This is a genomic window from Paenibacillus sp. J31R120, from assembly GCF_056269225.1.
In genome coordinates, this window is the sequence record NZ_JBWDNN010000004.1 from 354663 (window position 1) to 373844 (window position 19182).

17 protein-coding genes are annotated in these 19182 nt (G+C 53.1%); 13 read left to right on the forward strand and 4 right to left on the reverse strand.

The features are described 5' to 3' along the window. The first annotated feature begins 3 nt into the window (after nt 1–3). From AC0YNW_RS17090 to AC0YNW_RS17120, 7 genes are all read left to right on the forward strand, one after another. Complete coding sequence (locus AC0YNW_RS17090; RefSeq protein WP_475832952.1) at nt 4–996, forward strand: ABC transporter ATP-binding protein; 993 nt, start codon at nt 4–6, stop codon at nt 994–996. A gap of 51 nt (nt 997–1047) precedes the next feature. Further along, nucleotides 1048–1974, forward strand: a complete 927-nt coding sequence (locus AC0YNW_RS17095) for a sugar phosphate isomerase/epimerase (RefSeq protein ID WP_475832953.1) — start codon at nt 1048–1050, stop codon at nt 1972–1974. Between the two features lie 31 nt (nt 1975–2005). Continuing rightward, entirely contained in the window at nt 2006–2368 is a 363-nt protein-coding gene (locus AC0YNW_RS17100; protein WP_475832954.1) for a hypothetical protein, read from the forward strand. 288 nt (nt 2369–2656) lie between these two features. Further along, nucleotides 2657–3694 (forward strand): ornithine carbamoyltransferase, encoded by a 1038-nt coding sequence (locus AC0YNW_RS17105; protein WP_475832955.1) that lies wholly within the window; start codon nt 2657–2659, stop codon nt 3692–3694. 91 nt (nt 3695–3785) lie between these two features. Continuing rightward, nucleotides 3786–4616 (forward strand): TIGR02452 family protein, encoded by an 831-nt coding sequence (locus AC0YNW_RS17110; protein WP_475832956.1) that lies wholly within the window; start codon nt 3786–3788, stop codon nt 4614–4616. A 43-nt stretch (nt 4617–4659) separates the two neighbouring features. After that, the gene (locus tag AC0YNW_RS17115) at nt 4660–5100 is read left to right on the forward strand and encodes a GNAT family N-acetyltransferase (RefSeq protein ID WP_475832957.1); all 441 of its coding nucleotides are present in this window, start codon (nt 4660–4662) and stop codon (nt 5098–5100) included. Between the two features lie 3 nt (nt 5101–5103). After that, complete coding sequence (locus AC0YNW_RS17120) at nt 5104–5469, forward strand: DUF4180 domain-containing protein (RefSeq protein WP_475832958.1); 366 nt, start codon at nt 5104–5106, stop codon at nt 5467–5469. Nucleotides 5470–5535: 66 nt separating this feature from the next. Here the strand turns inward: AC0YNW_RS17120 and isdG are convergent, their stop codons facing one another. From isdG to AC0YNW_RS17135, 3 genes are read right to left on the reverse strand one after another with little or no spacing between them, the layout of a single operon-like run. Then, nucleotides 5536–6666: a heme oxygenase gene (gene isdG / locus AC0YNW_RS17125; RefSeq protein ID WP_475832959.1), complete on the reverse strand. Its 1131-nt coding sequence runs from the start codon at nt 6664–6666 to the stop codon at nt 5536–5538. After that, nucleotides 6663–7661: a FecCD family ABC transporter permease gene (locus AC0YNW_RS17130; RefSeq protein WP_475832960.1), complete on the reverse strand. Its 999-nt coding sequence runs from the start codon at nt 7659–7661 to the stop codon at nt 6663–6665. Before AC0YNW_RS17130 ends, isdG begins: the two co-directional genes overlap by 4 nt. A gap of 19 nt (nt 7662–7680) precedes the next feature. Beyond that, nucleotides 7681–8574: an ABC transporter substrate-binding protein gene (locus AC0YNW_RS17135; RefSeq protein WP_475832961.1), complete on the reverse strand. Its 894-nt coding sequence runs from the start codon at nt 8572–8574 to the stop codon at nt 7681–7683. Between the two features lie 456 nt (nt 8575–9030). Between AC0YNW_RS17135 and isdC the strand changes: the two genes are divergently transcribed. The 6 genes from isdC (at nt 9031) to AC0YNW_RS17165 (ending at nt 17100) form a co-directional block, all read left to right on the forward strand. After that, complete coding sequence (isdC, locus tag AC0YNW_RS17140; RefSeq protein ID WP_475832962.1) at nt 9031–10005, forward strand: heme uptake protein IsdC; 975 nt, start codon at nt 9031–9033, stop codon at nt 10003–10005. 15 nt (nt 10006–10020) lie between these two features. Continuing rightward, nucleotides 10021–10446 carry a hypothetical protein gene (locus tag AC0YNW_RS17145; protein ID WP_475832963.1) on the forward strand — a complete coding sequence of 142 codons (426 nt, stop codon included), beginning with the start codon at nt 10021–10023 and terminating at the stop codon, nt 10444–10446. A 113-nt stretch (nt 10447–10559) separates the two neighbouring features. Beyond that, the gene (locus AC0YNW_RS17150; RefSeq protein ID WP_475832964.1) at nt 10560–14240 is read left to right on the forward strand and encodes an NEAT domain-containing protein; all 3681 of its coding nucleotides are present in this window, start codon (nt 10560–10562) and stop codon (nt 14238–14240) included. Between the two features lie 159 nt (nt 14241–14399). Further along, a complete protein-coding gene (isdE, locus tag AC0YNW_RS17155; protein WP_475832965.1) occupies nt 14400–15344 on the forward strand; it encodes a heme ABC transporter substrate-binding protein IsdE in 945 nt (314 codons plus the stop codon). A 12-nt stretch (nt 15345–15356) separates the two neighbouring features. Continuing rightward, nucleotides 15357–16340: a FecCD family ABC transporter permease gene (locus tag AC0YNW_RS17160; protein ID WP_475832966.1), complete on the forward strand. Its 984-nt coding sequence runs from the start codon at nt 15357–15359 to the stop codon at nt 16338–16340. Next, nucleotides 16330–17100, forward strand: a complete 771-nt coding sequence (locus AC0YNW_RS17165) for an ABC transporter ATP-binding protein (protein ID WP_475832967.1) — start codon at nt 16330–16332, stop codon at nt 17098–17100. Before AC0YNW_RS17160 ends, AC0YNW_RS17165 begins: the two co-directional genes overlap by 11 nt. Nucleotides 17101–17230: 130 nt before the next feature. Here the strand turns inward: AC0YNW_RS17165 and AC0YNW_RS17170 are convergent, their stop codons facing one another. Continuing rightward, the gene (locus AC0YNW_RS17170; protein WP_475832968.1) at nt 17231–18946 is read right to left on the reverse strand and encodes a methyl-accepting chemotaxis protein; all 1716 of its coding nucleotides are present in this window, start codon (nt 18944–18946) and stop codon (nt 17231–17233) included. Nucleotides 18947–19182: the final 236 nt, after the last annotated feature.

Here is a 19182-nt window from a genome sequence, read left to right on the forward strand (position 1 = left end):
CGCATGATCGAAGTAAAGCAGTTAACGAAAACCTATATGACGCATGAACGGGGACATACGCTGCGCGAGACGGTCAAAAATTTGTTCAGCCGTCCCATGAAGGAAGTCCATGCGGTGAAGGAAATATCATTCAGTGTCAAGCAAGGTGAGATGGTGGCTTTTCTCGGGCCGAACGGAGCGGGCAAGTCGACGACGCTGAAGATGCTCTCCGGCGTGCTTCATCCGACATCGGGTGAAGTGAAAGCACTGGGTCTTACGCCGTGGAAGCAGCGGAATGAATATGTGCGCCGGATCGGCGCGGTATTCGGACAGAAATCGCAGCTGCTATGGGACATTCCTCCTGCGGATGCATTCTACATGAATAAAGCAATATACGGCGTGCCGGAGAAGGATTACAAAAGAAGATTGGACCAGCTCACGACCTTGCTGGACGTGGGCGAGATTATGCGCAAGCCGACTCGGCAGCTGTCGCTGGGTGAGCGGATGAAATGCGAGTTTATGATGGCGATGCTGCATGGTCCGGAGCTTGTGTTCTTGGATGAGCCGACGATCGGCCTTGATGTGTTCGCGAAGGATACGATTCGTGACTTCATTCGGGACATGAACCGCGAAGGCGTTACCTTTATTCTGACGACGCATGACCTGGACGATGTGGAGTCGCTTGCGGAGCGGGTGGTCGTCATCAATCACGGGCAGATCGCATTCGACAATACGCTGCATGAACTGAGGGGGCGGCTTGGTGAGAAAAAGGCGGCAAAGGTGACGACGGAGGCGCCGCTCCCCGACTATACGATTCCGGGTGTTGCTTTGCTCAAGCGAGTGAATGAGACGGAAGCGGAGCTGGAGATTGATACGAGTGTCTTGCCGCTAAAGCAATTCATTCGACAGTTCAACGAAAGCTATGGCATTCGGGATATGTCTATTGAAGCGCTGCCTATCGATTCGGTTATGAAAGAGCTGTATTCCAGCACCAAGAAGGAAGCGGTGTTGATCTAAGGGAGAGGGAAGTACAGCTTGGCTGGTCATCTTGAAGGGGAGAGGTGTGCAATGAGGGCTGCTGCAAGAAATCGGTTTTTAATTGGCCAATACGGTTCCTTCGATTTCAAAAAGTATGAGCGAGACTTCCGCACCGGCTTCTTCGGCATAGAGGCTTGCTTGTTCGAACGAGCGGAGGATGTAGAGCTGCTGCGAAGAGAAGCGGCAGCGTCTCGTTTTTCCGTGGGTGTACATTTCCCGCTGAGGCCTGGGGGATCGGCTGTCCGAGATGCGTTGTTTCTCTCCGAGAATGAAGAAATTCGCAGAGAAGCGTATGAGGCTATCGGGCAGGAGCTGGAATATTTGCGGGTACAGGAGCTTCGCCCAGCGTATGTGCTCTTTCATTATCCGAAGCCGGTCATATTGGATGACCGGGTCGATTGGACCGAATGGCGATTTGCGGATGAGAAGGAATATGTGTATGAGAGCAGGTATTCGTTGGACGAGCTCAAGGCTCGAAGCAGGTTGCTATTCGTATGGTTGACAGATAAAGCGGCGGCGTACGGGTTTACGCCTATACTGGAGTTCGACGGATTGAACCGATATGTGTATGAGGATGAGTTTCTGGTCAAATTACTGGAGCAGTATCCAAAGATCAGATTGTGTATAGATACAGCGAGGTTGTATTTGCAGGAGCGGATTGACCGTCATTTTGATGCGAGAGCGGTTTTGCGGAAGTATGCCAGCTATGCGGATTTGATTCACTTATCGAACCTGCAGCTGGACCCTGGCAATACCGTGCTCAAAAGCAGATATCCTGTGTTGCCCACCCAGCATCCCGGCGATGGCTGGGCGCCGATCGAGGACTATCTGGATATCGCGCTCGGCAGCAACCCGCAGATGCGAATCATGTTTGAGCATCGATCCGATCTCGTTAGCGACGAAGAACTGAATGCATGCTACGTATGGGTTGAACGATTGATGCTGCGATATCTTTAAGCTAATACAGTGAGCAAGTATGAGGCCCCCGTTGTTGCGTGGGCTTTTTTTGTTTGCCCGGCAGCCGTGGGAAGGCTGCCTCGGCGAGAGCTGCAAGCCTAGAAAATCGGCTTACAGCCGCCTGGATCGCTGCTGCGAGAGCTGCAAGCCTAGAAAATCGGCTTACAGCCGTCTGGAACGCCGTCGCGAGAGCTGCAAGCCGAAAAACTCGGCTTACAGCCGTCTGGAACGCCGTCGCGAGAGCTGCAAGCCTAGAAACTCGGCTTACAGCCATCTGGATCGCCGCTGCGAAAGCTGCAAGCCTAGAAACTCGGCTTACAGCCGTCAGGATCGTCGCCGGGAGGGCTGCAAGTCGAAAAACTCGGCTTGCAACCGTGCCAATCGCCACAGCTAATAGGAATTAGTCGAAAGTATTGACAAGTTTATCCTTTTGGTTTTAATATGTATAAATATTAATATTAATGTATATTTATTCACAAAAGTAGAACAAGTTCCCGAGAGCAGCAGGATCGTTCATTTAGCAAGAGGACGAAAGTTGAAGAAGTAATGAAGCAGCTAGTCAACAGAACAGCACCAGCTATCCGCAGCAGGCAGCAGTTGAGCAGTGGCAGATTAGTATGAGCCCGTTATGAGTTAGTTAATAACCTCGCAAGTTGAATAACATCAAAGGAGTGTATTCATTATGTCAAGACAGTCAAGACAAAGTGGAAGCCATGGCATTCATCCAGCTTCGAGCAGCGTATCGCCGCATCATTCTATCCAACGGTCCAACAAGCAACTGAGCACGTATCCCAACCACGTTGTTTCATTGCAAGAATTCGATCGCGACACGTTAATGCAATTGATTCAGAAAGCGATTGAGCTGAAGAACAACCCCGAGAAAGCGGACTATGCGCTGCATCGGAAAGGTCTGCTGATGTTGTTCCAAAAAACCTCGACGCGGACCAGTCTTTCTTTTCAATCGGGCATGCATCAAATGGGCGGGTATGCGGTCACAATGGACTGGGATGCCAGCAATTTTAGCTTGTCGCCCATTCAGTACGAGGCTAGGTATGTGTCGCGAAACTGTGATGCGATTGTGGCGAGGCTGAAGAACCATGCCGATCTGCTGGAGCTTGCCCGTTATTCCAACGTTCCCGTTATTAACGGCTGCTGCGATAAGCACCATCCATGCCAGGCATTGGCGGATTTGATGACCATTTATGAAAAGTCTGGCACATTCGAAGGGATTACCTTAACGTATGTCGGTATTCATAACAATGTGGCAAATTCCTTGGTGGCAGGCTGCGTAACGCTTGGGATCAACCTCCTTCTGGTGACCCCAATAGTGAACAAGCCATCATGGGACGAAGCGCTAATGCAATCAGCGCTAGCGAGCGGTTATGTCGAGCAGTTGGACAATCTGCAGGATGCAGTGGCCCGGTCGCAATATGTATACACCGACACATGGATCGATATGGAGTTTTACCACGACGAGCATTACCAGGAGGAGAAAAACGAGCGGATTAGCCGTCTAATGCCATTCCAGCTGAACAAGAAAAATTTGCAAGGTTCAACTCCTTACATTATGCATGATATGCCGGTGCATCCAGGCTTCGAGATCGAAGCTGCGCTGGTGGAATCGGAACACTCCATTATTTATGAGCAAGCGGAAAATCGGATGCATGCCCAGAAGGCGCTGCTGCTTTATTTGCTGAAGCGAGAGGAATATTTTGTTTAAACTATTTTTTCGGTAGGGTTGCAGCTTGAAATCCATTACAATCGATCTAATAAGCGGAAACGGAAGCGGAAGGTTGAAGAGGTGGAAGACCATGAACAGAAACGTAGCGGCAAGAGTTGCCGAAGACACGATGGCTATATTAGAGCAAGGGCAATATCGGAATGCCCGCAATGAGACAGTGGATATCGGCGCAGCGTTGACTCATGCGATTGATGGAGCAGTGCTTTACCGAATAGAGGATACAGACAAACTGTTGACGACACTAAAGGCAGAGCGTCCGTATGAGACGATTATAGAAGTGACGGGAGAGACTACTCTCGCGGCTGCAGCTAGATTAGCGAAGGAAGAAGAGGAGATATGCTGTCTGAATTTCGCTTCGGCGAAGCATCCGGGAGGCGGATTTCTGACAGGGGCAAGGGCGCAAGAGGAAAGTCTGGCACGCGCTTCCGGGCTCTATCCCACCATTGTCCAAATGAAGGATATGTACAGTCATAACGCAAGGCAGCGCACCTGCCTGTATTCGGACTATATGATTTATTCGCCGAAGGTTCCGGTATTCCGTGATGATAGCGGAGCCTTACATGATGAGGCCTATCCGGTTTCGATCATCACATCGCCGGCAGTTAATGCGGGCGTGGTGAGGGAACGCGAGCCCCATAATATAGCGCTGATTGCTCCTGTAATGCGGCGCAGAATCGACAAGATACTGTCAGTTGCTCAAGCCCATAAGCAAACGACGCTAGTACTGGGCGCATACGGCTGCGGCGTATTCCGCAACGATCCGGCGGAGGTGGCTGCGTGGTTTCATGATGCGCTTTCGAGCGACAGGTTCCGTGGAGCATTCCGCAAAGTCGTATTTGCCATATACGACACGAAGTCCGAGAAGGATGTCTATCGCGCCTTTGTTAAGCAGCTAGGATAATGGTCGATCAGCGGTACATTCACCAGACAAGGAGCACAGGAGCATGGAATATACCATCAAAAAACAAAACTCGGCAGAGTCCAAAGCATTTGTCCGGAATGGTCTTATTGCATTCAACAAGGATTATTTCCCGGCGGAATTAAGCAAAAGATACCGTGAGGTGAATTTGATTCTGATTGACGGGGATGGACGGACCTGCGGCGGGCTTATCGGCGAGATTTGCTGGAACTGGCTGGAGATCCACATCCTTTATATCGAGGAGTATGCACGCAAGCACGGCTGCGGCCGGAAGCTTATGCAGGAGGCGGAGCGGCTAGCGCGCATGGGACAATGCGACTTTATCAAGCTGGATACGCTGAGCTTTCAGGCGCTCGATTTTTACAAGAAGCTAGGGTTTGAGGTATATGGTCAAATTGACAACGCCGGAGGCTACACGCATTATTATATGAAAAAAGACCTTGAAGCCAAGGAAGGAGCGAAATAAAGTATGAACTTAACGATAGATGTGAAAGGTGATTCGAAGGTCGCGATTTTGTCGGGAGACGGTGTCGTCATCGAGAGTGTGCAGGATGCGCTGGATGCAATCATGAACGCTCATTATTTGGATTGCGCCAAGGTGCTGATCCGGAAGGAATTGATCCATGAGGACTTTTTCGAGCTGAAGACAGGGCTGGCGGGTGAAATATTGCAAAAATGCACGAACTACCGCACCAAGCTGGCGATTGTCGGCGACTTTAGCGGATACAACAGCAAAAGTCTGAAAGACTTTATCTATGAGTGCAATCACGGCCAAAACTTCTTCTTCAAGGCTACAGAGGAAGAAGGTTTAGAAGCGCTGCATGGTGCCGGATGAATAGAAGGGGACTCCGATTCAGGCGGAGTCCCCTTTGATTTGTATGACAGATTCAACAGCAGCAGCTTACTGAGCAATCGGCTCTACCTTCTCCGATGGTGGAAGCGGGTTGCGTCTGATTTTGACCTCTTGGAACGTGATTTTGTTGGAAATAATATAGTCGGGCGTCTTACGGCCCGAATGCGATTCGCGGAACGCCTCGCTGCGGGTCCAATTCTGGAAGTCTTCCTTCGAATTCCAGCGGGTCACAATGGATACCTCGTCGTATTCCTTCAGGTTTTGGGTAAACAGCACCTCTAGACCGAGGAAGCCCTCCATGCCTTCCACTTTGCCGATCCGATCGAATCGCTCAATTAGCTTCTCTCCATCGCCTTTTGTAATCTGGGACGTATTCGTCACAATAATCATTTTCTCATCCTCCTCTTGAATGATCGGTACAATAATCGGGTATTGATCCGCAAAGCTTACTTTTGCATGAATATGAAAAACATCCCGCATAAATTTTGGCGTCAGCAATTCCTTCGGGTCGCCGGAAGCGAACTGCTCGCCTTCCCGCATCGCAATGAGATGATGGCAGAAGGCGGCTGATTGCTGCAGGTCATGGAGTACCATTACAATCGTGATGCCGTGATCCCGGTTCAGCTTGGCGAGCATGGTCAAGAGCTCGAGCTGATGGGCAATGTCCAAATAAGTAGTGGGTTCGTCCAGCAATAAGATGCCGGTTTTCTGCGCGAGCGCCATGGCGATTCGCGCCTTCTGCTGCTCGCCGCCAGAGAGCGAGTGGAAGGGACGATGCTCGTAGCTGCGAATCCGCATACAGCCTAGCGCCCAATCGATAATGGCGTTATCATCCGATGTCAAACGGTGTCGGAAGGCCCGCTGATGCGGAGACCTCCCGTAGGCGACCAGCTCTTTTACGGTCAGGTCGGGTGTCATATCTTTGGACTGGGGCAGCATCGCGAGCTTTTTGGCATAATCCGTTCGTGAATAAGCGGCTGCGGCTCGGCCATCGATAATAATATCGCCGCCGTCCGGCTTCAGCAGTCCCGCCATTAAGCGCAGCAATGTGGATTTGCCCGAGCCGTTAGGTCCGACAATTGCGGTAATGCGGCCATGCGGGATATGGACATCCAGCTCCGCAAGGCGGAAGTGGCCGTTATCATAGGCAAGCCATTCGGTTTGGATAGCTGAATTCATCGCCAGTTGTTCCTCCTTCGCAGCAGATATAGAAAGAACGGCGCGCCAATGCAGGCAAGCAGAATGCCTACTGGCAGTTCCGCAGGGTCGAACAACGTTCGCGCAAGCGTATCGGATACAGCTACTAGCACTGCTCCGTAGATGATGGATAACGGCAATAAATAGCGATAGTCATCGCCAATTAACAAGCGAAGCGCATGCGGTATGACTAATCCGACAAAGGCGATCAGACCGGCGGCGCTGACAGCTGCTCCGGCAAGCAAGGCTGCCAGAGCGACCAAGAGCATGCGCTGCCGCTCGACTCTCTGGCCAAGCAATTGCGCAGAGTCGTCGCCAAGCTGAAGCAGATTCGCCGAACGAATGGCGGGTATCGTCAGCAAGAGGCCGACGGCGGCATAGGGCAGCATGAACGATAGATGATGCCAGCCGCGTCCGTTCAGTCCGCCAGCCAGCCAAGGCAATACGGACTGGACCCGATCACTGTACATGACCATGACGCCATTCATCAGGGCGCCCATCAAGGCGTTGACGGCTATGCCGGCCAGGACGATTTTGACAGGCGAGGCGCCTTTATCCCAGGCCATTAGATAGACGACGAGACTGGCGATTAAGGCGCCGGTGAACGCCGCGGCGGGCAACAGGTAGCTCAGCTGCGGCAGTGCGACCATGACGAGAACGGCCGCGAAGCCACCGCCGGCAGAGACGCCAATAATGCCGGGATCGGCAAGCGGATTGCGCATCACGCTTTGCAGAATGGCGCCTGATGCCGCCAGACAAGCGCCGGTCAGCATCCCGACCAAGAGACGAGGCAGACGAATGTCGAGCAGGATGACGCGATAGGTGGATGCATCGCCGGCAATAAGCACTTTCCATACGTCTTCAAGCGGAATCGGCACCGAACCGATGACCAGACCGGCAACGGCGCAGGTCAGCAGCAGCGGCAGCGACACCGCCAGCAGGATCAAGCGTCTCTTCGCGCGGGTTTCACGATTCATAGCAGGTCTGTAGTTCCTTTCAGTGTGCGTCTTTACTCAGCTCTTCGCTCATGATTGCCATAGCCTCGATGATGCGGGTGCCGGGATTGGTTCCGAACAGATCGGCCGGAAGCACGGTCACGCGATTCTCCCGCACCGCTTCAAGGCTGCTCCATGATGAGTTGGTCTTCATCTCACGAAGGAAGCTATCCTTCACTTCCTCCGGCTTGCCGTGCGTCATGATGAAGATAGCATGAGGATTAGCCTCCACAATGCGTTCGGCATTGATCTGGGCATATTGCGGATAGCTCTGGAGGCTTGGGTAATCGGACGCAATATTGACGCCCCCGACAGTCTCCAGAATATTGCCTGCAAGCGAGTTCGGCAGTGCTGCCATGAAGGTGCCCGGCGCTCCGTAGACGAGAAGGGCGCGTTTTTGCCCGCTATCCTTGGCATTCTGGTAAGCGGCTGCTGCTTCTTCAATGTTCGTGATCAGCTCGCCAGCCTTGGTTTCTTGCTGCAGCAGCCAGCCGATTCGCTCGATTTGCCGTTCGATATCGCGGATGGAGTTAGCGCTAGTCAGGAACACTTGTGTGCCGATGCCCTCCAGCATCGGAACGTCCTTCTCATTCATGGGAAAGTGGCCGAATATGATATCGGGACGGAGCAGCGCGATTTTCTCCAGATTGACTTCATGCGTGTTGCCGATCGGTTCCGCAGCCTCAATGTTGGAGTTAGCCGGGGTGTAGGAGGTGGCGGGACGTCCAACCAGATGGCCGCCAAGCGCTGCCACAATATCGGATTCTCCGTTACCGAGCGCGACAATGCGCTGAGGAACGCTGCTTAGTGCGATGGTCCGGCCCGAATCGTCTACCGCCTTAATGCCGGGAGTTCCCGGTGCAGCAGGGGAGGCAGCCGCTCCGCAGCCAGCCAATAGAAGGCTCATCCAAAGAAGCGCTAAAAATGAGAAATGGCGCATAGCTATTCTGGTTCACCTCGTTTATAATGATATTGATTCTCAATCTCATATACACGGCAACAGTATAAGACTAGTCGGAAGGGGCGTCAACCCTTATTTTTGAACATTTGAAAAAAGATAACTTTTTTTCGGTTAAGTATTGACAGATTGTGGCTACACATGATAGTTTCAGTGCTAAGAAGGTGCCGAGATGAAGGCGCGACACTTTCCGGCAGCCATAGGGACTATTTTTTTTGAGCAGTTATTGATAATGATTATCATGCTCATTATTTTTTTTAGCTATCATTGAGAATGATTATCGAAATCATTATCAGATAAAATAGGATTCCGCTGCATGACCGCAAGGTTGATCCTGTAGGAAGGGAGGAGAATCCGATTTTACGCAAGTTCCCAATATCTATATGTTTCATCATGGCTTGTATGCTGGTCCTTCTGATAGCCCCGGCAGTGCATGCGGCCGAGCTAGCTGACGGTACGTACACGATAGACTATGTCATCAAGAAGGCTGAGGACGAATCAGCTTCAATGGCGAACGACTATTGGGAAAAACCGGCCAAGCTGATAGTGGAGAACGGCAAGCTGCTTGTTCAGACCAAGATCAATCATAGTGCGTGGGTAACCCAGTTCAAGGTGCCCGGCGGAAGCGGATATGTCGATACGAAAGTGGTGGCAACGGATAAGGCGGAGGATACGAGGGTGGCGCAATTTGCGGTGGCGGGTCTGGAGGAGGCGGTATTGTCCAAGATTCACGTCACGGTAGAGAGCATCGACTACGATCATGATTACACGATTCGAATCGTATTCGACAAGAGCAGCCTGAAGCTTGTTCAGAAGGCTCCCGAGCCTAGCAAGAGCGCGCCGCAAGAGAGTGCTGCTGGAAGCAGTACGCCAGCCCCGGCAGCTACGGCCACTCCAAGGCCTGTGAAGGAGCCGGAGAAGGCAGCGGCGAGCAGCCAGCCTGAGGCAACACCAACTCCGGCAGCATCGGATGCGGCATCAGCCACAAAGCAGCCTGCCGCTTCGGGGACGAAGAACGGGCAAGAGAGCGTTCAAGCTTCGCCGTCGGCAGCTCCGTCCGCTCAAGCCTCGAAGGAACCGGAGGCGACACCGGAGGAAGTGTCCTTAGAGTCATCCGAGCCAGCCCTGGAGGAGCCGACCGTTCAAGCGGAGCAATCTCAGGAGAAGCAACCGGCTTTGGACTCAGCAGGGGCTGAAGGGATTACAGCCGGAGCCGATATCGTCATAGCATCTATGGATCTTGCAGCTGAGCAAGAGGCAGACCGCACAACAAGCCGCTGGCTGCTGCCTTCGATTACAGGAATTGTTGTATTAATCGCGTTTTTATCCTGGGTAATTTGGCGCAAGTCCATCTTAAAAAATAAGTAGGGGAGTGTGTTCATAATGGTTCAATCTATGAAAAAATCGGCTTTTCTCGTTTTGCTGTTGACTTTGGCTCTGGCTATCGCGGTTCCTGCCGCGTTCGCAAGCACGAATGTTGATTATGTGGTTCGCAATGCGACCGATACGGCGGATTCTTACGCCAATGCTTATAAAGTAGGCTCCGCGTCCGTAGATACCAATGGCACAACGACGACCATTACGTTCTCCGGCGCCAGCTACATTCAGTATCTGGAAGTCTATGACGCTGCAACGAATACATGGAGCTATGCAACAGCTACTCCATCCGGCAGCAATGTCTCCTTTACTTTCGAGGTGGATGATTTCAGCGTGAATAAAATAGCGAAAATTCACGTCATCGTACCGCCTTCCGAAACATTCCCTGGCTACAACACGGTTCATACGATTCAATTCAAGTGGTCGGTATAAGGTAGCGGCAGGTTAAATCCATGATTCGAGGGGAGCGGTACACCCATGGCCGCTCCCCCTTCAATATGCGCAATTCTCTTGCAATGACTCACTTACAAAGGAGTGTTATGGAAATGAACAGGAAGTTTCGCCGGATCACGGCAAGTCTCGTGACGCTGGCTTTGCTGCTATCGCTCTTACCGGCCGCTGCATATGCGGCTGTAACTGCGCCTAAGGACGGAGCATACAGCATCCCTTTCCAATACTTGAAGGACAATACGAGCGACCGCTCCATTGTCAATGATTATGCTGTCGCAGGCACAGGCAAGCTCATCGTCAGCGGCGGATCTTACCAATTCCAGCATGAAATGAACAGCATTAGCGCATTCAAGCATTATTCTACACGCAATGACGGCGCGCCGAAGGCGGACTTGTCCGGCGGCGAACCGAATTCGGCAAGCCTGGCAGGCTATACGCCAGTCGTCTCCGCTCCAGTCGAGGGCGGCACGAATGCCGATCAAGCTATTGTTACGCTCGGCATTACAGATATCCATGCGAAGCAAGATGTACTTATACATATCGTCGTTCCGGCAGCGAACTATGACCATTGGTACAATGTACAGCTTCAGCTGGATGTATCCTCGCTAACCGATGAAGAAGAGAACGGACCAGGCGAAGGCGTAGGCACGGTGACGCCCCAGCAATTCAATGAGCAAGTGACCGTCTCGGAGCAGCTTCTGGCCAATACGGAGGAAGGCACGGGCAACGGATATTATAAATCAGGCTCCAAAGAAACATTCCAGCAAGCGATTAATCAAGCCAAAGTCCTGGCGGCTGGCGGTAACGCCGAGCTGTTAAAGGCGGCGTACATCATTCTGCTTGAAGGCAAAAAAACGTATGAAGCAGCAAAGATTACCGTTAATAAAGACAATCTTGTCCGTGCAATTGCGGATGGGGAAGTATTCTCCGCGACGGTCCGCAATCTGGGCAGCGCGGCAGGAACGACGGGAACGCATGCTGTTATAGCGGATGGAGAGTATCCGGCCGGCGCGGAGCTTCGCGTACAGCAATGGCTGGCAGCCGCACAGGCTGTAGCGGAAGGAGCGCAGACGTCGCAAGCGGATGTCAATGCGGCGATCGAGACGCTGGCTGCCCATCTGGAGGATCTGAAGAAGCAGCAATTTAAAGCGACGGAGCTGCCTCTGCTTGTGCTTGACCCGGATACGGGCGAAATCTCGGCGCTGGCTGATCAATTTGCGGATAGCGTAACGGTTATGTCCCGTTCGCAGGCGCCGTACTACCAGTCTTACATTCAAGTGGCATTCGCAGAGACGCAAACCAGCCCTGAGCTGAAAGTATACGGCAGCAGCTCGAACGGCAGTGTGAGCTCTAATTTTATCGGCGGTTATGTCACGGAGATTGCCCCGGGCAAATCCTATCAGCTGTCGGCTCGCCATAACTCGGCGAACGATGAAGTCTACCAAGGCTTTGTTAAGCTTCAATATACCGTAGGCGCGGAGACGCATACGGTGCTGTTCAGCTTGAATGCGAGTCTGCTGGATGCGCTTAAAGCGAATGCGGCAGCAGCTCGTGCCATCTACACAGGCTCCAAGGAAGGCAATGCGGAAGGCGAGCATTCGGCTGCTTCGAGAGCGGCTCTGCTGGCTGCGGTTGAGGCCGCGGAAGCGGCTTCCGCTAATTTGGCTACAACCAGACCGGCTATCAACACTGCATCGGCAGCGCTGGCCAAAGCAGTAGCTAAGTTTGAATCCGGCGCAGCGAGCCAAATCGAGTTCTCCGCGCTGCATGCGACAAACCCTGCGCTGTCCAGCATGAACAGCTACTTCCTGAAGCCGGCCACCGTTCAAAGCGAAGGCGAGGATACGTATGTTTCCTTCAAAGTGAAGGACAGCAGCAAAGTGGTAGCGTTCAAGGTAACAATCGACGGCACGCTCACAGATACAACGGTGGTAAGCACGGACGAAGCGACAGATACAAGAGTGGTGAAATTCAAAGTCGCGAATTTGACAGCTATCATCCCTGCACAGGTTCGTGTCTATATGCCCGATGTCATCGATCCTCGTACAGGCAAGCCTTATGATGCGACGCATGCCATCAGACTGACATTCAATACGGCGGATGCCACAACGCTGAAGGCGTCTATCGCTACAGCGCAGAAGGCTCATGACGCAGCCGTAGTTGGCACTGGCGGCGGTCAATACGCGCAAGAAGCCAAGACTGCTCTGCAAACGGCTATCGCAGCAGCGAATACAGCCGCAGGCAACGTGCTGGCAACCCAGCAACAGCTGCAAGAGGCGGAGACGGCGATTCAAGATGCGCTGGTTGCATTCTACTCTGCTAAGGTATGGAGCGCGGGCAGCTATCCTATCCAGCTGGCGTCCGTCGCTCAGGCATTCGCCGATCAGGTTGCTTCCGGCTCCGTGAAGATCGACAGCAGTTCCAAGCTGCTTCGTATCGCGCCGAAATCGGGCATAACGGTGAAGAAGCTGGTGCTCGCTTCCACGAATGAGGAAGTTGCATCGTCCGCGAAGACGGCTGACCACACAGACTTTGCACTTGCGGATCTATCCGCACTGTATCAAATCGTACTGGCTTCCGGCAGCGGCACGGCGGCTGTAGAGCAAGCTTATTCCGTACGGCTGGCAGCTGTAACCGGCGAAGCCGAGGCGTCGACTGGAGGACCGGGAACGGGCAATCCGACCAATCCGGAAGGATTGAAGGACGGCAAGTACACGCTGAACTTCACGATCCTGAAAAAAGGAACCTCGCAAGCTTCCGTTATGGATGAATACGTGGCGCATCCTGGCCGTCTGCTGGTCGAGAACGGCGTTAAGTACGTTCAAATTAATTTGAAGCAGAGCAATGAAATTACCGGCTTTACCGTTGTAGGCTCTACACCGACGACCATCGAATCGAACGCTTCGGCCAATACAAGAAGAGTTCAGTTCGCGGTAGATCAGCTTCCGGCGAAGCTGGAGGGCTGGGTGAAAATCGACTGGCCGGCAGTCAACTATCACCATGAGTATGATATCGAAATTCAATTGAAGTCGTATACGCCTGTATCGTCGTGGGGCTCGGAATCATTCGGTCCAGTCAAAGATCGTCCTAACCCAGGCGAAGAGGAAGAGGTCAAGGAAAATGAACCGGGCAAGGAAACAGGAGGAGAGCCGAAGCCTGGAACGGAGCCGGGGCAGCCGGCCCAATCCTTCAGCGACACGGCTTCCCACTGGGCGAAGCAAGCCATTGACCGCGCTGTGAAGCTCGGTATCGTATCCGGCTATCCAGATGGTAGCTTCAAGCCGGGCGCTACCGTCAAGCGCTCCGAATGGACGGCGATCCTCGGTCGCGCATTGAAGCTGGGTGGCGCTAAGAAAGAGCTGTCCTTCACCGACTTGTCGAGCATTCAGCCTTGGGTAAGACCGTTCATTGAGCAGGCTCTTGCAGCCGGCATTATTAACGGTTATGCCGACGGAAGCTTCCAGCCGAACAAGGAGGTCACCCGAGCTGAAGCTGCGGTTATGATCGTCAGAGCGCTGAAGCTGCCGCTGGAAGACGAGAGCACGCTGACGTTCGCGGATAAGGACGACATTCCTGCTTTCGCGAGAGCTTATGTGGCTACGGCAGTGAAGCATGGGCTGATTACAGGACTTCAAGATAACCGCTTCAGCGCTTCGAAGCCTGCATCCCGTGCGGATGCGGTAACGTTGGCGCTGCGTGCGGTGGACTACGTGGAAGCCAAAGAAAAAGAGAAGGCCAAAGAGAAGGAAGCGCAAAAGGAGCAATCGCAGCCGTAAAAGCAGGCTTCATCTGAATCCTAAACCATTGCGGCTGTAATCATAACTGGATGAGTCTGGAGGGGAAGCCCCTGCCCATTGCCAGTCTACGATGAATCATTCCGGAGGACCCTGCCAGCCAGGCGTCCTCTGGATTGTTTGCAGAAAGGAGAGTGAAGCATGTATAGCCGAAACAGATTGTTGTTGCTGGCTGCTGCGCTGCTGCTTGGATTGGTTCTGTCTGCATGCGGCGCAGCGGAGGGGAGTCCGGCCAAAACAGCTCCCGCAGTCGCGAGCGCTCCGTCACCGCAGTCAGCGGAGACAGAGCCGACAAGTGAAGAGCAGCAGCGTATTGTTGCGACGACTGTAGCGATTACGCAAATTATGGACGCGCTGGAGCTTGATTTGGTCGGCATTCCGAAGAGCGTCAAAGAGCTGCCTGCGCGATATGACGGCATTACAAAGGTGGGCAATCCGATGAGTCCGGACATGGAGCTGGTTAAGTCGCTTAAGCCGACTGAGGTGCTGTCGGTGACGACGCTGAAATACGATTTGGAGCCGGTGTTTGAGAATGTGGGTGTGGATGCGAGCTTCCTGGACTTCACCAAGCTATCCTCCATGCAGGAGGAAATCAGCACGCTGGGACAGCGTTTCGGAAGAGAACAGCAAGCTGAAGCGATCAATAAGGAATGGGACGAGCGGTTAAATGCCATCCGAGAGAGCATCGGGGAGGCGGAGCAGCCGACCGTGCTTATTCTGCTTGGCGTGCCGGGAAGTTATCTGGTTGCGACCGAGCATTCCTATATCGGCGATCTGGTCCGCCTACTGGGAGGGATCAATATTGTGCAGGGAGAAAAGGTCGAATTTCTGGCGTCGAATACGGAATATTTGCAGAAGGGCAATCCTGATGTGATTTTGCGGGCTGCCCATGGCATGCCGGAGGAAGTCGTGAAGATGTTCGACAAGGAGTTTAAGACCAACGATATATGGAAGCACTTCAAGGCTGTGCAGACGGGCAGCGTATATGATTTGGAGGAGGCGCTGTTCGGCACGACGGGAAATCTCGCTGTGGGCGAAGCGCTTGAAGCGCTGGTCGGCATGCTCTATCCCGATGTCAAAAGATAAGGATGGTTGTGAATGGGGAAGAAGATCGTCAGCTTCGGCATTCTGATTGCCCTGCTGCTTGTCACTATCTTGTATTCGGCAGCTACCGGGAGCATTAAGGTCGGGTTGATCGAACTGGCTCAGGGGCTTATATGGGGCGGCAATGAAAGCGTAGAGGTCGTTCGGGATTTGCGCTTGCCCCGGCTCTTCGTAGCGATGCTGGCGGGCGCGGCGCTTGCTGTCTCCGGCGTATTGCTGCAAGCCGTCATGCGCAATCCGCTAGCGGATGCCGGGGTCATCGGCATTGCATCCGGCGCAGGACTTGTCTCGCTGCTGATGGTGACGATATTCCCGGCGCTGTATTTCTGGATGCCGCTGTTTTCGTTTTTGGGCGGGGCACTCGCTTGTTTCCTCGTCTATTCGCTCTCGTGGCGCTCTGGCCTAAGTCCGCTGAGGCTTATTCTGGTGGGGGTAGCCGTCAATGCGACGTTCACGGGGCTTGGTCAATCATTCAACTATCGGGGCAGCTATGCGGTGACGAGCGTCAATCAGGCCATATCCTCTATTTTCACCTTAAAGACATGGTCGGATGTTGAGATTATGGCGCTCTACGGCGGTATCGGGCTGGTGCTTGCAATGCTGCTGGGATCGTGGTGCAATATGCTGGTTCTGCAGGACAAGACGGCTAAAAGTCTGGGCATTCCCGTCACCAAGGCTCGGCTGATCGTATCCGCCATAGCGGTGCTGCTCGCATCTGTAGCTACGGCTGTCGGCGGGCTGATCGCTTTCGTCGGCCTGCTTGTACCGCATATTGCGAGACTCTTTATCGGCTCGGATCACAAGTGGCTGCTGCCGTTCTCCGCGCTTGGCGGCGCATGGCTTATCCTTGCTGCCGATACGCTGGGACGAACGCTGCTGGCCCCTACGGAAATACCGGCTTCGATTGTCATGACAGTCATCGGCGGGCCGTTCTTGATCATCATGCTGCGAAGGAGTGAACGTGTGCATGGACATTAAAGCGATCACTTATTCGCATGACAACAGATCGACTCATCTGAGCGACGTGTCGGCCTATATTCAAGAGGGCGCCATTACGACGATTATCGGCCCGAACGGCTGCGGGAAGTCTACGCTGCTGGGCGTCATGTCCCAGCATTACCGGCCTCAGTCCGGGAGAGTGCTGCTGGATGGCAAGGAGCTGTCGCTTCTAAAGCCGCGCGAGCTGGCGCAGAAGCTCGCCGTCGTTCACCAGCAGCAGGAGGCGCCGGGCGATACGACAGTGGAGAAGCTGGTCCGCTTCGGGCGCATGCCTTATCGAAGGTTATGGCGTACGGACAGCGACGAGGATGAAGTAGCGGTGGAATGGGCGCTTCATGCTGCTGGAATCGATCATAAGCGCAGCAACATTCTTGCTCACTTATCCGGCGGCGAGCGGCAGCGGGCCTGGATTGCCATGGCGCTTGCGCAGCGAACGCCGCTGTTGTTCCTGGATGAGCCTACGACCTATCTCGATCTCTATCATCAGCTCGAATTGCTGGAGCTGGTACGTACCCTTAATCGGGAGAACGGGCTGACCATCGTTATGGTATTGCATGATATGAACCAAGCCATTCGATACAGCGACCACATTATTATAATGAAGGAAGGGCGAATCGTAGGCGAGGGAACACCGGAATCCGTCATGACGGAAGAGATGATTCTGAATACCTATCAAGTGAAGGTTAAAGTGAAATCGGATGCGCAGTCGGGATTATATATGGTTCCTGTCGGTCTATAGATGGCAGACAGCCAGGCTGGAAGGGTTAGAAGAAGTAGAGAAGATCGTGCTTTTATCAAAGATGACAGGAAAAGCAAAAGGGCAGCTCCGCCAATCCCATTGGAAAGCGGGCTGCCCTTTGTCATGGGCCTTATATTTTGAACTTCTCCAGCTGCCCCTGCAATTGCTCGGACATTCGAGAGAGCATGCGGGCGGAAGCGGCTACCTCTTCCATGGAAGCAAGCTGCTCCTCCGTAGCAGCTGACACCTCCTCGGCGCCTCTTACCGTTGATTCGGATGCAGTCATGACGGCCTTCATCGCACCGACGATTTGCTCTGCCCCCGCAGCCACCTGTTCAATGGAAGAGGAGACTTCCTGGATTTGGCCGTTCACGGCATGAACGGAATTCTGAATATGCTCGAAGGCGGTGCCGGCGGAGCGAACGGCTCCGAGACCGGAGGCGACCTCTTGCGAAGCGGTATCCATCTTCTGCACTGCTTGGCTCGTTTCCGCTTGAATGGACGCAATTAATTGTGAGATTTGGTCCGCAGACTGCGAGGATTGCTCGGCAAGCTTGCGAATCTCGCTTGCGATGACGAGGAAGCCTTTCCCGTTCTCGCCTGCACGCGTCGCTTCAATACCGGCGTTCAGAGAGAGGATATTCGTCTGCTTCGCGATCTCGGTAATGGTGTTCAAGATATGGCCGATTTGAGTAGAGCGCTCGCCTAACGTATGAATTTGGACGGACAATCCGGACACCGCATCATGGATAGAGCCCATTTGGCGGGTCGCGGTATGAATGGCTTGGCCTCCATCCTCGGCCCGTTCATAAGCCTCGGATGCGGAGTTTGATACGTGCCGGGCTCTGTCGGAGATATGAAGCACGCCAGCCGACATGTCACCTATCGTGCGGGACGCTTCCTCCAGATGGGTGAAGCCGTCGTTCGCGTCCGTTGCGACTTGCTGCATCGTGCCCGCAATTTGTCCAGAAGCGGCGGAAGCCTGCTCGCTTGTGGCCGTCAGCTGCTGGGCGGAAGCGGCTACCTGCTCAGCGCTGTTATGGACATGACGGATGAGCCCGCGAAGCTGCTCCGACATTGCATTGAAGGAACGGGCCAGGTCGCCTACTTCATCCCGGTTGCGAATAATCATTGGCTCGGAAGTGAGATCGCCTGCTGCGATCCGCTCGGCTGATGCCGCGATGGCTTTAATAGGTCTGGAGATGATACGGCCGACAACCCAAGAAACGATGAGACTGATCACGACTGCAGTGACTCCGAGCAGCAGTACCAGCTGTTTGATCTCTTCTACTTCGCTATGTATCTCTTCTTTGCTTTCTTCCAGCAGGTTTTGCTGATAGCGGGCAAGCTCTTCAGCCTTTTGATCGAATTCTTTCAAGATAGGCTGAGCCTGCGACGAGGCAATCTCCAGATACTGCAACGCATCGCCGGAAACTCTGAGCTTGATTGCTTTATTAGATGTGAAGTAATAATCGCTTTCCAGTTGATTCAGCTCTTCCAGCAAGGCTGTTGCCTCGGGATGCACAATAATCGCTTCCAGATTGCGGCTCAGCGCTCCATAGTCATTGTGAGCGTCGGTAAAGTCTTGCAGCGATTCAGCATCGCCGAGCAGCAGGTACCCGCGCATGGCGGCTTGCTCCTTCTTGACCTCGACGTTCAGCTCTTGAATGAGCATCAGCTTGTGCGCCTTGTCTTCAATAATGGACGTATAATGAGAGTCTACTTGCGAGATCTGGGAGTAACCGATGGCAACGGTAGCCATCAGAATGAGCAGGACGGCCGTAAATCCCGCAAACAGCTTGCGGTTGATCGTGAAACGAAATACATGTTTAGTCGGTTGATTCATAGGCGAAGCATACCCCTGTCTGATGGAATAAAATGATTTTTCAACTATAGTACATGTCGTAATCTAATTCAATAGTTTAACTATAGGCTTATACATAATTCCTATTAAAAGGAAGAAACCGGTTTTTCTAGCGTAAAAATATGGTTTTTAATGGTAATCCTTATATCTGCCAAAGACTTAAATGCTAGACCCGGTATGATCCGTTATGCTACATTGGTCGGGTAACTATTCTTGAA